The 12,447-nt window shown below is 65.4% G+C and carries 10 protein-coding genes and 1 pseudogene; 4 read left to right on the top strand and 7 right to left on the bottom strand.

Translation table 11 applies throughout. The features are described from left to right. Positions 1-1,238 precede the first annotated feature (1,238 nt). Both ACFWP5_RS24775 and ACFWP5_RS24770 read right to left on the bottom strand, forming a co-directional pair. Complete coding sequence (locus tag ACFWP5_RS24775) at positions 1,239-1,622, bottom strand: SH3 domain-containing protein (protein ID WP_384160476.1); 384 nt, start codon at positions 1,620-1,622, stop codon at positions 1,239-1,241. A gap of 175 nt (positions 1,623-1,797) precedes the next feature. Further along, on the bottom strand, positions 1,798-3,123 hold the full coding sequence (locus ACFWP5_RS24770; RefSeq protein WP_384160473.1) for a tol-pal system YbgF family protein: 1,326 nt from the start codon (positions 3,121-3,123) through the stop codon (positions 1,798-1,800). A 1,259-nt stretch (positions 3,124-4,382) separates the two neighbouring features. Between ACFWP5_RS24770 and ACFWP5_RS24765 the strand changes: the two genes are divergently transcribed. Then, complete coding sequence (locus ACFWP5_RS24765) at positions 4,383-4,805, top strand: hypothetical protein (protein WP_384160470.1); 423 nt, start codon at positions 4,383-4,385, stop codon at positions 4,803-4,805. Between the two features lie 3 nt (positions 4,806-4,808). On the opposite strand, the gene ACFWP5_RS24760 is transcribed toward ACFWP5_RS24765, so the two are convergent. Continuing rightward, positions 4,809-5,213 (bottom strand): hypothetical protein, encoded by a 405-nt coding sequence (locus ACFWP5_RS24760; RefSeq protein ID WP_384160467.1) that lies wholly within the window; start codon positions 5,211-5,213, stop codon positions 4,809-4,811. An 825-nt stretch (positions 5,214-6,038) separates the two neighbouring features. After that, positions 6,039-6,320 carry a GntR family transcriptional regulator gene (locus ACFWP5_RS24755; RefSeq protein ID WP_384160465.1) on the bottom strand — a complete coding sequence of 94 codons (282 nt, stop codon included), beginning with the start codon at positions 6,318-6,320 and terminating at the stop codon, positions 6,039-6,041. Between the two features lie 359 nt (positions 6,321-6,679). On the opposite strand from ACFWP5_RS24755, the gene ACFWP5_RS24750 reads away from it, so the two are divergent. Beyond that, positions 6,680-6,862 (top strand): hypothetical protein, encoded by a 183-nt coding sequence (locus ACFWP5_RS24750; RefSeq protein WP_384160462.1) that lies wholly within the window; start codon positions 6,680-6,682, stop codon positions 6,860-6,862. A gap of 243 nt (positions 6,863-7,105) precedes the next feature. Here ACFWP5_RS24750 and ACFWP5_RS24745 read toward each other — a convergent pair whose 3' ends face one another. The 3 genes and pseudogenes from ACFWP5_RS24745 to ACFWP5_RS24735 form a co-directional block, all read right to left on the bottom strand. Next, entirely contained in the window at positions 7,106-8,077 is a 972-nt protein-coding gene (locus ACFWP5_RS24745; RefSeq protein WP_384160459.1) for a pirin family protein, read from the bottom strand. A 90-nt stretch (positions 8,078-8,167) separates the two neighbouring features. Further along, a pseudogene (locus tag ACFWP5_RS24740) lies at positions 8,168-8,377 on the bottom strand (pirin family protein); the annotation flags it as partial. A gap of 127 nt (positions 8,378-8,504) precedes the next feature. Next, entirely contained in the window at positions 8,505-8,978 is a 474-nt protein-coding gene (locus ACFWP5_RS24735) for an SseB family protein (RefSeq protein WP_384160456.1), read from the bottom strand. 161 nt (positions 8,979-9,139) lie between these two features. Here ACFWP5_RS24735 and ACFWP5_RS24730 point away from each other — a divergent pair, with 161 nt between their 5' ends. Then, entirely contained in the window at positions 9,140-10,966 is a 1,827-nt protein-coding gene (locus tag ACFWP5_RS24730; RefSeq protein ID WP_384160453.1) for an acyl-CoA dehydrogenase, read from the top strand. A gap of 152 nt (positions 10,967-11,118) precedes the next feature. Beyond that, on the top strand, positions 11,119-12,414 hold the full coding sequence (locus ACFWP5_RS24725; RefSeq protein WP_384160450.1) for a M18 family aminopeptidase: 1,296 nt from the start codon (positions 11,119-11,121) through the stop codon (positions 12,412-12,414). Positions 12,415-12,447 lie beyond the last annotated feature (33 nt).

Below are 12,447 nucleotides of genomic sequence, written 5' to 3'. Positions count from 1 at the left end.
GTCCTGCCGCCCCGGCCGGGCATGCGGCCTTCGGCCGGTCCCGTCCGGTCGGCAACCGCCCGACACCCCACACGCCCCGACCCAGCAGAGAAGCCCCCCACGCAGTCAGCGCGAGGGGCTTCTGTCGTCTGTCCGGTCGGTCACCCAGGAAGGCGAGCCCCACGAGAGCGAGGCCCGCACCCGCCCGCCACGGGCCCCAACTCCGCCCGCCGACAGACTGGTTGACCCAGGATGCCAACGCCGCTCAGCGTGGCACCCAAGACCGTGACGAGAGTGGTTGCGGGCGGTGGTACCAGGGGTGCTACAGCACACCCCTGGACCCCGCCCACGCGTGACAACCTCAATCGCAGATGCGGTTTCGTCCTGGCACAGATCCGTGTGCGATTGAGGTCATCACGCACGTTGAGCAGCCACGTTCCGCCGCGCTCGGGTACTCAACAGACCACTAGCCATGAGCCGGCCCAGCCTGCCCAAGCAGCAGTCCCCACTACTTGGTGCAGTTCTCCGCGTGCTGCCGAACGGCGAACATCGCAGGACCCGCACCCGTGATTTTGATCGGCCGCCCGCACCCCTGACACACGATGAACTCTCCGTGCCGATCCGTCCGCATGCTCACACGAGAACCCTTCGCAGTCCTCCACTCGTCCCGCGCCATCCCCGCTCCCCTTCCCTCTCGTCGACAGACACGTGTCATCACGCCCCACGCAGCGCCCGAGCTATCAAGCGGGCATCCTCCGGCCGCAGCCACACCACCGGCTCACCGTGCGCCCCCGCGTGAGGCACCGCACGCGCCAGCCGGGCATCAACGCCCAACTCTTCCAACGCCGTGTTCACTTCCTGCGCCGCCTCGTCTGCCACCCGCCAACCTGACACGTAGTCAACTCCCGGCACGAACACGGCTTCTTCGGGGCCTCCGTAATCTTCCCCCGGAGCGTTCACCATCGCACACACCCTTTCCGGTCCCCCAGCGCCGCCATCATCACCCACCAGGGGGCCGCAACGCTTGAAATTCGAACACATGCCCGTCAAGGTCAAATAGGCCAGCAGCCTATGCCCGTGCACACGGCGAGCGCTCAGCTACCCACAGTCAGGGTAAGAAACTCCTGAAAGAAGCACACCCCCCGCACTCTGTCATCACGTGACAGACACGCATCACTCAGTGACCACACAGGAACAGCCCCCTCCCGCCAAGGCGGAGAGGGAGCCGCTGACCTAGATCAACCTTCCTGACTCGTCATTCAGTAGAGGTACTCCTCAGTGACCCAGCCGACATAACCGCCCGGCAGGCCGCCCGCCGAATCCCGCTGCAACATCACCTCGTCCCAGCGCTGACCGGTCCAGTCGTAGCGAGTGGCGATCACCTGCACCGGCTCCCCCTCGTAGACCAGGCCGAGGATCGCCCGATCCGTTCCCGGACCCGTGCGCACCCGAAGCCCGTCTACCGTGACCGACTTGAACACCGTCGCATCGGTCGAGGAGACCGAGCCGCCCCGATCACTCTGACCCGACGAAGCCCACGGGTCCGGCGCGATCATCGCCGACGCCGCCGAGACGCCCACCAGGCCGACACCGGCCACCAGCGCACCCGACACGACCAGCGACCGCAGAACCTTACGCCCCATGATCAAAACCCCTTCAATTCGGAAGAGGACGAGCAGCCGCCGACACGCTGCCAGCTAGCCACTCATCCGGATGAGTGGCTAGCATCCGATAACCCGACCAGCGCGGTCAACCACTTATCCGGATGAGTGAATCGATCGACGAAGTACGCCGACAGGTACATGACGGACCGTCAGGTCACGCGCTGACCGACAGAGAGCGTTCGTACACCCTCTGAGCTACTCGGTTCCGTAGGTGAGGCTTGAGGAGCGCTTGCAGGTTCCGAACCTTTTCGTCAGCGCTTCCCGACTGGACCAACGGGTAATCGTCCAAGACTGTGTCGAAGGTCGTACATGCCTCTTCAAGGTGCCCAAGCTCCAACTGTCGCTCAGCCAAGAGAGCGTTGTAGCGGACGTTGACCCGCCGATAGTGGCTGTTCCGCAGGTGGTTCGACTCCTTCAGCGACTCCACAGCCCCCCGCTTGTCGCCTAGGGCATAGCGCACTTGGGAGACGTGATAGGCCAAGGAGGACGGAGCGTAGCTCCCGAAGGCCTTCGCTCGGGACTCTGCCCGATCCATAGCAACCTCGGCTTCTTTGATGAAGCTCAGGGCGTTGTATCGGTCGCCAGTCGCCGCATACGAATGAGCTTGTTGCCCGGCCAGGAATGCACGCATCCGAGGACCCGCGTTGGGCGACGCTGCCGCTGCTGCGTTGGCGAGACGCAACGCTTGTGAGCTGTGCCCCAAGTCCACAGCCTGAAGACTCATGCCCCGGAGAGTCGTGCAGTACGTCAGGTGATCCTCAGCAGCCCCGGCCAGCTCCAGAGCCTTGACGTAGTAACGCTGCGCCAGCCCATGGAGCCCCTCATCCACGGCCATGAAGCCGGTGAGATAGAGCAGGTCTGACGTTGTGGACAACAGGGACTTGCGTACATCGTCCGGCGCGTCCGCCTGGAGATGCGGCGCAACGGTGTTCACCAGGAAGGCCGCCGCCATGGGCCGAGCGGCACGGCCTCCAAACTGATCATCCAGCTCTGAGACCTTCTCGGTCATCGCGGCTACTGCGTCAACCTCCCGATAGCCGATGCGACGAGCCTTTCCGATCTGCACGTCCGTGAGCCGGCCCACGACGTCTGGCCAGTCAGGAATAGTGAGAGCGACTGAAAAGAGCCCAGCTCCGAGGACACCACGGCGGGACGGGTCCATGTCTTGCCTCCCCAGCTCCATCAACCCTTCCAAGGTATCTGGACGGGTCGTTGTTCCCAGAGCTGGAGAGGGAAGCCCAGCATCCTCGTACGTAACGGGACGCCCCAGCTTCCGGGAGAGAGCTTCCAGGATGAACGGCCGCACGACCTTTCGCGGGATCGTGCCGTCAAGCCAGTGGCTCACCGCCGAGTCGTCGTACCGAAGGGGAGCGCCCGACTCCGTGCCAACACGGTTCACGGCCATGGCGAACTGACTGAACGTCCAGCCCGATTCGGCGAGTAGACGACTCAGCGCCGTGTTCGGTTCGCGTCCGCCCATGCAGCAACTCCCGCGCTCCCGGAACTTTCAGGGCTTTCAAGTCCCCACGTCGTTGCCACCGTACCGCTCACGGTGATCGTGCGGTTGCGTAGTGGCAGAGGGAGCAACCCCACAGAGCTACCCGGATGTTGAGGACTACGGAGTGATCATGGCAGCGACGGTAGAAGCGGAGGCGCCGACATGGCGCTGTCTGGAGACCGGCTACCAAGCTCGCGCCGTCGCCCACCTTCCGAGCGGACACCGGGTGTACCTGGGGGGCCTCTCGACGAAGACGCCACGCTTAGCCATGCGCTGGCTACGAGAGCGCGCCGGACACGTCGCGGATCAGTTGGACCCGCCGTTTGCCCGCCCTGTCCTCTCTTGGCTCAACGACAACATCGAACATCAATGGGCGCTAGAGGGACTACTCCGAGGGGAGTCCTACTTCTTCAGGGCTTCGGATGAGGAAGGGGCTGTATACATCCTGACCGCAGAGCCCACGACTCTTTCCATGGTTCCGCGCCTGCACCAAGCGAGCGGAGAGAACCCATGACGGACAGGGCAGCATCAGGGCTCATCCAACCGGGGTTCTGGTGCGAGCGCATCAGAACCAGCACGCTGACCGATTCTGACGTTCTGTCAGCCAGCTACTTCGCCACGACGAACCCCGCCCAAGCAGTCCGCCGCATTCGAGTGGAAGTGCGGACCCTAGTGTCCGCGCTACCGGCACAGGAAATCTTTCGCGCTCTTACATGGGCCGATGGAGACGGATGCATCGGAGCCGTAGCCGCGCTGCACCGAGGACAGCCTTGCGGTTTCTCCCTCAGCGATCATGGCGCCTGGATCGAGTGGACTGTGCGACCCGTCCTCTTCCTTTCACTGGTCAACTCCGACCCCTTCGAAGAGTGCCGCCACAAAGAACGCATTTCAGAGAGTCAACAAATGCGGCTGGAGCTTCTCCCTCCCCAAGTCTGATATCTCGCCCACCGATGATTCGCCATGAAGTATTGGCCCCAATTTCCCCGCCCCTGCCGGATACAACCGAACCGTCGTCCCCCACGACCAACCGGAATTCGGCAGGGGCGGCCCCTCCCCGACAGAAGGAGAGTTCAGCAGTGAATATCTCAACTCAGGCCCTTCCCGCCGCCGAAAGCGTGGCGAGGCGAGCAAAGGAAATCCTCTCCGCCCTCCAGGACGACCCCGAGTTCCCAGCCTTCGCGGCAGCGTCACTGAAGTATGACGCGGATTGGACGTGCTACAGCGGAACGCCCATCATCAGCATGTACGACCAGGTGACGGACGCGCCGCCGCTCTTCACCGAGGGGCTTCGGGCGCTCTGCCTCAAGGCCGCAGTCTTCCAGATGACCGACGACGAGAACACGGCCGAAATCCCGGTCGCCATTCCCGTGGACGAGATGACGCACGCGATGATCGCACAGCCGCAGATCCTCGCACGCATCACAGCTCGGTGCGGTGTCCAGATCATTCACCAGACCAACCAAGAACACACCGACTACCGAGTCGGCGACTACACGCACCAGGCGTACGAACTGGCTTGGGGAATACCGCCCGAGCGGTACTGGATCGGCCACGAGGAGGCACAACGGCGGTTGGGCGTCCTTCGCATGAAGTACGAAGCGGCGGGATTCCTCAACATGGGGCAGGCCCACGTGATCGACTTCGCCGAAGTCGTCGCGGCATAGCCCCTAGCTGAGTGCGCGGCGCAGCGTCGTGAGTGGGTCGAGGTCAGGGAACACTCGCCGAATCTCGGCCGAGGCTTGCTCAATGAGGCCTTCGAGCAGCACTGGTGCTGCGCCGTACAGCAATTCGCGAAGATACGGGATCACTTCGGATTGTTCGGCAGGCAAGTGAATTTCAGCGACCAGCGGAGCTTTCTCGCTCTTGTACCGAGCAGCCGGAAGACCGACTTTTTCAGGGTGGACACATACCGGCGTCCCGTCAGCCGTATACCGATGTCCGTCCGCTGGATCGAACGGACAATCCTGCGTTGGCCGCTCGAACACGTCGAACTCCCCAATCGGGAAACTTCGCGAGGGACAGATGCCACACGCAAGGTGGAGTGCGTCACCACTGACGAAAGCCTCAGCCATGATCCGAGCCTAGCCCCAAGTGGCAGGCGTAGACGCCCGATTCGGTCGACCCCGAACCCTTGGACAGGTCGAGCGGCCGGAATGGGTGCAGTGCCCTTTCAGGCAGCCATAGGGAGTGTGCCTGAGAGGAAGGAGAGCCCGTGTTCGCCTGCCGTCCCCTGCGGCGGGCGAACACGGGCTCTCACGGCACTGCTACGACAGAAGCACTATGAAATGGAGACTTCACCCCCGTGTCCAACAGGATCTCTCCCGCAATCGCTGTGGCGGCGATGCGTGCAGCAGGATACGAACCGCTTGAGACCTACCCAGGCATCTCTAGTGCGCCTTGGCGGTCGCGTTGCATCGCATGTGGCGCAGAGAGGTCAACGCGCCTGAATCGAGTACGCGCTGGTGTGCGATGCGCACACCTCTGGTGGACTCCCGAACACGCTGCCACCCTGGCGCGGCAGGCTGGGCTAGTACCTCTGGAACCGTACCCGGGCAACAAAGAGCTGCGATGGCGGACGCGTTGCGACACCTGTCAGGAAGTGCAGTCGGTTCGTGCCGTTAGCCTCAAAAACTCTCGCTGGTGCCCTTGCAGAGAGCTGATGGATGAGGGGAAGGCGGCCGAGGCCGAACTACGTGCCGCAGGTTATGAACCCCTCGTTCCCTACCCAGGCAAGCGGAAGGCATGGCCAGCGCGCTGTACAACGTGCGATGCCCATCGGCGTCCCTACCTACACACCCTCAGAGCCGGAACACGCTGCCTGCACCTCAAACGCACATACTCACGCAGTAGTGGTACAGACCATCAACCCTAGCGGCGCGCCGTTCTCGGGTTCCTGCTCACTCAGATGCGCCAGTGGGTCCCGCAGGATCTTTCTCCGAAACAAAGGTCCCGCGCCCCGGCACCGCGTAGACGAGGCCCTCTTCCGCCAACGCGGCGAGAGCGCGCCGGACGGTCGGACGAGAGAGCCCGTACTCATCAGCTAGCGCGTTCTCGCTGGAAATGGCCCGGTTGGTCTTCCAGTCACCCCGCTGCAAGCGCGCTCGCAGAATCCCGGTCAGCTGCTCAAACGGCGCGGCCGGGGCGTCGCGCTCCACCTGGTCGTCAGGCCCGTACTCCATGCGCCGAAGGTATCCGGCCGATGAAATGGCGGCATCCCCTGACAGGCACTTACAGACCTTTACAGGCTTTTACAGGTAGCGCTAGTCTCGCTCACGAAAGACCCCGGCGACGGTTGCAGCCGTCCCGGGGCGTGGCCCATCAGCCCAAGGAGCTGACGAACGTGGCAGACCTTATCGCGCGGGCACTCCGCGCCCTCTGCACTCTCCTATTTCCTGCGACTGGCACGCGCCGCACAATTGCGCCGGCCATCACGGCCGCACCGGACCCGAAGCCCCACCGCAGGCCGCTGCCGCCCCACAAGAGCCCTTATGCAGCCGACGCAGCCGCCAACCTGCCGTTCGTCGACACCATCAATCCCGTGCGTCCCTATATCGACGCCCCGCCCCGCAGGCGTCCCACCACACCGAAGCAACGACTCCAGGCGCACCGACTCTGGGCACTCGACATGGCCACGCGCGGAATCGACGTCGGCCCCTACGTCATCCACGGCGTCCACCTCAGCCCCCACGGCCGCACCGTCCGCGTGGGGGCCGCAGTATGAGCGTCCAAGTCTGTTGCCGATGCGACCGCAACACAGAAGCCCCCGTGCCCGTCCAGGACGTTCAGCGTCCTAGCGGCCCAAGCTTCAGGGTGTACGCCTGCGCGGACTGCGCCCCACTCATCACGCCAGGGCCGCTCACCAAAGAACTGAGCACCAACCGGCACCAGAGCTAAACGACCCCAAGCCGAAGGCCCCGTCCAGTCGTCAAGGACGGGGCCTTCGGCTTTTGCGCTCTGCTGAGACTTACAGCCCGCCTTCAGACATCCCGTGCACGGCCGGAATCGTGCCCAGCCGCCCTTTCTGGAAGTCCTCGAACGCCTGCTGGAGTTCCTCGCGGGTGTTCATGACGAACGGGCCGTAGTGCGCCATCGGCTCACGAATCGGCTGACCACCGAGGATGACGACCTCCAGGTCCGGAGTGTTCCCGTCCTGCTGCTCGTCCGCGCGAACAGTCAGCGCCGAGCCAGCACCGAACACAGCCGTCTGCCCCAGGTGGATCGGACGACGATCCGCGCCCACCGAGCCCTTGCCCGCCATGACGTACACCAGGCCGTTGAAGTCCTCACGCCACGGCAGGGTGAGTTCCGCACCCCGCGCCACCGTCGCGTGAACCATCGTGATCGGCGTGTGCGTGACGCCGGGACCCTGGTGGCCGTCCAGCTCACCAGCGATGACCCGCAGCAGCGCGCCACCGTCAGGAGTCGTCAGCAACTGCACCTGACCACCGCGAATGTCCTGGTAGCGCGGCGGCATCATCTTGTCCTTAGCAGGCAAGTTGACCCAGAGCTGAAGCCCGTGGAACAGCCCACCAGACACGACGAGCGACTCCGGCGGCGCCTCGATGTGCAGCAGGCCCGCGCCCGCCGTCATCCACTGCGTGTCGCCGTTGGTGATGGTCCCGCCACCGCCGTTGGAGTCCTGGTGGTCAAAGACGCCGTCGATGATGTACGTGACCGTTTCAAAGCCACGGTGAGGGTGCCACGGGGTTCCTTTCGGCTCCCCAGGCTGATAGTCCACTTCGCCCATCTGGTCCATCATGATGAACGGGTCGAGGTGGCGGTAGTTGATCCCGGCGAACGCACGACGTACCGGGAAGCCCTCACCCTCAAAGCCGCTCGGCGCGGTGCTGATGGCAAGTACGGGACGGTCCACGGCGTCCGCCGAGGCGGCCACACGCGGGAGCGTCAGAGGGTTGTCGACGGTTACGGCAGGCATGGTGACTCTCCTTCAGGTGGAAGTTTCCGCAGCTCAGCGACCGTCTACCGACGTACGCACCCAACTGGTAGAGTCCTTGGGCTCTCCCGGCGCGTACTCCACCTCGCCCATCTGGTCCATCATGATGAACGGGTCGAGGTGGCGGTAGTTGATCCCGGCGAACGCGCGGCGCACCGGGAAGCCCTCACCCTCGAATCCGCTCGGCGCGGTCGAGACGGCGAGCACGGGACGTGCCACGGCGTCGGCCGGCGCGGCCACGCGGGGCAGGGTCAGCGGGTTCTCTACGGTCACTGCAGGCATGTCGGGACCTCCTTGTGCGTCGAGTTTAGTTGAGCGTTGAACTTTCTGCTACCCCACAACAGAAGAAGCCCGGAGGGCATTCCCTCCGGGCTCACGCCGGGATGAAGCGACCGACAGGGGGCCGCGATCAGCCGTACATCCTCCGCATCGCGAACTCCACCATCTGCTCGACCGCCTTCGCGTCGAACACCATCCGGTGCTCGCCCTCCATGTCGACGACGAAGCCGTAGCCCGTCGGCAGCAGGTCGATGACCTCGGCGCCGGTGATCACGAAGTACTTGGACTCCTTGCCGGCGTAGCGGCGCAGTTCCTTCAGCGAGGTGAACATCGGGATCACCGGCTGCTGGGTGTTGTGGAGCGCGAGGAAGCCCGGGTTGTCGCCGCGCGGGCAGTACACCTTGGAGGTCGCGAAGACCTGCTGGAAGTCCTCGGCCGCCATCTGCCCGGTGGTGAACGCGCGCACCGCGTCCGCGAGCGAGGGCGGGGACGGCTCGGGGTAGAGCGGTGGCTGCTGGCCGTAGCCGCCCGCGCCACCGGCCATCTGCTGCTGGGGCGGGACGTACCCCTGCTGAGCGCCCACGTTCTGGTCGTAGCCGTACATGCGAGCAAGAGTACTGAGTCACAGATGGACGGCTTGGGGTTGCTTCTTATTACCGACGGGTAGCATCATCGTAGCTACTACTTGGTACAGATCTCGATACGCACCACGTACGCAGCTCGATACACATCTCGTTGTACATATCTCTCTACGGAGTCGTCGCCATGGGGCACTACAAGTCGAATCTCCGCGACATCGAGTTCAACCTCTTCGAGGTCCTCGGGCGCGACAAGCTGTACGGAACCGGTCCGTTCGCGGAGATGGACACGGACACCGCGAAGAGCGTCCTGGCGGAGCTGACCCGGCTCGCGGAGAACGAGCTGGCGGAGTCCTTCGCCGACGCCGACCGCAACCCGCCGGTCTTCGACCCGGAGACGAACACCGCGCCCGTGCCGGCGTCCTTCAAGAAGAGCTACAAGGCCTTCATGGAGTCCGAGTACTGGCGGCTGGGACTCCCCGAGGCCATCGGCGGTACGACGGCTCCCCCGTCCCTGATCTGGTCGTACGCGGAGCTGATCCTCGGCGCGAACCCGGCCGTGTGGATGTACTGCTCCGGCCCGGCCTTCGCCGGCATCCTCTACGACGAGGGCAACGACGTACAGAAGAAGATCGCGCAGCTCGCGGTGGAGCGGACCTGGGGTTCGACCATGGTGCTGACCGAGCCGGACGCCGGTTCGGACGTCGGCGCGGGCCGTACGAAGGCGATCCAGCAGGACGACGGCTCGTGGCACATCGAAGGCGTCAAGCGCTTCATCACGTCCGGTGAGCACGACATGGAGGAGAACATCCTTCACTACGTGCTGGCCCGTCCCGAGGGCCACGGCCCGGGCACCAAGGGACTGTCGCTCTTCCTCGTCCCGAAGTTCCTCTTCGACGTCGAGACCGGCGAGCTGGGCGAACGCAACGGCGTCTACGCCACCAACGTCGAGCACAAGATGGGCCTCAAGGCGTCCAACACCTGCGAGATGACCTTCGGCGACCGCCACCCGGCCAAGGGCTGGCTGATCGGTGACAAGCACGACGGCATCCGCCAGATGTTCCGGATCATCGAGTTCGCCCGCATGATGGTCGGCACGAAGGCCATCTCGACGCTGTCGACCGGCTACCTCAACGCCCTTGAGTACGCCAAGGAGCGCGTCCAGGGCTCCGACCTCGCGGCCTTCGGCGACAAGGCCGCGCCCAAGGTCACCATCACGCACCACCCGGACGTGCGCCGCTCCCTGATGACGCAGAAGGCGTACGCCGAGGGCATGCGCGCCCTGGTGCTGTACACCGCGTCGATCCAGGACGCGATCGCCGTCAAGGAGGCCGAGGGCGAGGACACGTCCACCGAGCACGCGCTCAACGACCTCCTCCTGCCGATCGTCAAGGGCTACGGCTCCGAGAAGGGCTACGAGCAGCTCGCCCAGTCGCTGCAGACCTTCGGCGGCTCCGGGTTCCTCCAGGAGTACCCGATCGAGCAGTACATCCGGGACGCCAAGATCGACACCCTGTACGAGGGCACCACCGCGATCCAGGGCCAGGACTTCTTCTTCCGGAAGATCGTCCGCAACCAGGGCGCGGCCCTCAACTCCCTCGCCGAGGACATCAAGAAGTTCCTCGCGCTGGGGACGGGGGGCGAGGATCTGGCGGGCGCCCGCGAGCACCTCGCCAAGGCGGCCGTGGAGCTGGAGGCCATCGTCGGCCTGATGCTGACCGACCTCGCGGCGACCGAGCAGGACGTCAAGAACATCTACAAGGTGGGCCTCAACACCACCCGCCTGCTGCTCGCCTCCGGTGACGTCGTCGTCGGCTACCTGCTCCTCAAGGGCGCGGCGATCGCCGCGGAGAAGCTGGAGACGGCCTCCGCCAAGGACCGCGCGTTCTACACCGGCAAGATCGCGGCCGCGAAGTTCTTCGCGGCCAACGTTCTGCCCGGCCTGACCCTCGCCCGCAAGGTCGCCGAGGGCGTAGAACTGGACCTGATGGAGCTGGACGAGGCAGCCTTCTAAAGGCCTGCCCGACCATTCCCGTCTGCCCCGCACCAGCCACGCACCACGTTCCGGGACAGACCGGAACAGCTTCGCGAAACCCCACATCGCCCTTACGAGGGCCCGCTCCCGGCGCCGGGAGCGGGCCCTCGTACGTCGTTAAGGTGAACCCCATGAGCGAACCCTCCCGCTTCGACCGCGGCCACACCGACGACCTGTTGTCCTTCCTGGCGGCGAGTCCCACGCCGTACCACGCCGTGGCGAACACCGCCGAGCGGCTGGAGAAGGCCGGCTTCAGGCAGGTCGCCGAGACGGACGCCTGGGACGGGACGAGCGGCGGCAAATACGTGCTGCGCGGTGGCGCGATCGTGGCCTGGTTCGTCCCCGAAGGTGCGGCACCCCACACCCCCTTCCGCATCGTCGGAGCGCACACCGACTCCCCGAACCTGCGGGTCAAACCGCGTCCCGACACAGGCGGGCACGGCTGGCGCCAGGTCGCCGTCGAGATCTACGGCGGGCCGCTGCTCAACTCCTGGCTCGACCGCGATCTCGGTCTCGCCGGCCGGCTGACCCTGCGGGACGGTTCGACGCGCCTTGTGAACGTGGACCGGCCGCTGCTCAGGGTGCCCCAACTCGCCATCCACCTGGACCGTTCCGTGTCGGCGGACGGGCTCAAGCTGGACAAGCAGCGGCACCTCCAGCCGATCTGGGGCCTGGGCGACGACGTCCGCGACGGCGACCTGATCGCCTTCCTGGAGGAGGAGTCGGGGCTCGCGCCGGGCGAGGTCACCGGCTGGGACCTGATGACCCACTCCGTGGAGGCGCCCGCCTACCTGGGCCGCGACCAGGAGCTGGTCGCCGCTCCGCGCATGGACAACCTGCTGTCCGTGCACGCGGGCCTGGCGGCCCTCGCCTCCGCCGCCGCCCGCGAGAACCTGCCGTACATCCCCGTGCTGGCCGGCTTCGACCACGAGGAGAACGGCTCGCAGTCCGACACGGGCGCGGACGGGCCGCTGCTCGGCGGGGTCCTGGAGCGCTCTGTGTTCGCACGCGGCGGGTCCTACGAGGACCGGGCGCGGGCCTTCGCCGGCACCGTCTGTCTCTCCTCCGACACAGGTCACGCGGTGCACCCGAACTACGCGGAGCGGCACGACCCGACGCACCACCCCCGCGTCAACGGCGGACCGATCCTCAAGGTCAACGTCAACAACCGCTACGCCACGGACGGTTCGGGCCGCGCGGTGTTCGCCGCCGCCTGCGAGAAGGCCGGCGTGCCCTTCCAGACCTTCGTCTCCAACAACTCCATGCCCTGCGGCACGACGATCGGCCCGATCACCGCGGCCCGGCACGGCATCAAGACCGTCGACATCGGCGTGGCCATCCTCTCGATGCACAGCGCCCGCGAACTCTGCGGCGACCGGGACCCGTTCCTGCTGGCCAACGCGCTGCTCGCCTTCCTGGAGGGTTAGTCAACTCCCGCATGGCGCATGGGTGTTGCCTTC

The organism is Streptomyces sp. NPDC058469 (genome assembly GCF_042721125.1).
Lineage (GTDB): Bacteria > Actinomycetota > Actinomycetes > Streptomycetales > Streptomycetaceae > Streptomyces.
Note: the sequence above shows the minus strand (reverse complement) of the source record. Positions and strands in the feature narration are given on the sequence as shown.

What these genes read in the sequence shown, in the direction of transcription:
- ACFWP5_RS24775 (WP_384160476.1), bottom strand. Translation starts at nt 1,622, where the DNA reads ATGGGGCGTAAGGTTCTGCGGTCGCTGGTCGTGTCGGGTGCGCTGGTG.
- ACFWP5_RS24770 (WP_384160473.1), bottom strand. Translation starts at nt 3,123, where the DNA reads ATGGGCGGACGCGAACCGAACACGGCGCTGAGTCGTCTACTCGCCGAA.
- ACFWP5_RS24765 (WP_384160470.1), top strand. Translation starts at nt 4,383, where the DNA reads ATGTACGACCAGGTGACGGACGCGCCGCCGCTCTTCACCGAGGGGCTT.
- ACFWP5_RS24760 (WP_384160467.1), bottom strand. Translation starts at nt 5,213, where the DNA reads ATGGCTGAGGCTTTCGTCAGTGGTGACGCACTCCACCTTGCGTGTGGC.
- ACFWP5_RS24755 (WP_384160465.1), bottom strand. Translation starts at nt 6,320, where the DNA reads ATGGAGTACGGGCCTGACGACCAGGTGGAGCGCGACGCCCCGGCCGCG.
- ACFWP5_RS24745 (WP_384160459.1), bottom strand. Translation starts at nt 8,077, where the DNA reads ATGCCTGCCGTAACCGTCGACAACCCTCTGACGCTCCCGCGTGTGGCC.
- ACFWP5_RS24735 (WP_384160456.1), bottom strand. Translation starts at nt 8,978, where the DNA reads ATGTACGGCTACGACCAGAACGTGGGCGCTCAGCAGGGGTACGTCCCG.
- ACFWP5_RS24730 (WP_384160453.1), top strand. Translation starts at nt 9,140, where the DNA reads ATGGGGCACTACAAGTCGAATCTCCGCGACATCGAGTTCAACCTCTTC.
- ACFWP5_RS24725 (WP_384160450.1), top strand. Translation starts at nt 11,119, where the DNA reads ATGAGCGAACCCTCCCGCTTCGACCGCGGCCACACCGACGACCTGTTG.